The 271-nt window shown below is 65.7% G+C and carries 1 protein-coding gene; it reads left to right on the plus strand.

What is annotated here, in order from left to right; all coding sequences use genetic code 11:
- A partial coding sequence (locus ACU18_RS18735; protein WP_157407860.1) for an aldehyde dehydrogenase family protein occupies nucleotides 1-271 on the plus strand: 271 nt, incomplete at both ends.

Consider the following 271-nt stretch of genomic DNA (forward strand, 5'->3'; position numbering starts at 1 on the left):
CCGGACATTCCCTGATCGCCGGCCGGCCTGTCGTCGGCGGCGGCAAAACCGCTTTCGGTTTCAACCCCGCCACGAATGAGCAGCTCGAGCCCGCGTATTCGCTGATCACCGAGGAACAGCTGACGACGGCGACCTCCGCCGCCGCTGACGCCTACCCCTCCTTCAGCACCCTGGACCCCGAAACCCACGCCGCCTTCCTCGAAGCGATCGCAGAGAACATCGAAGCCATCGGCGAAGACCTCATCACCCGCGCCACCCAGGAAACCGGACT

Origin of the sequence: Arthrobacter sp. ZBG10 (assembly GCF_001238605.1) — a bacterium.
In the GTDB taxonomy this organism is placed as follows: Bacteria; Actinomycetota; Actinomycetes; order Actinomycetales; family Micrococcaceae; genus Arthrobacter.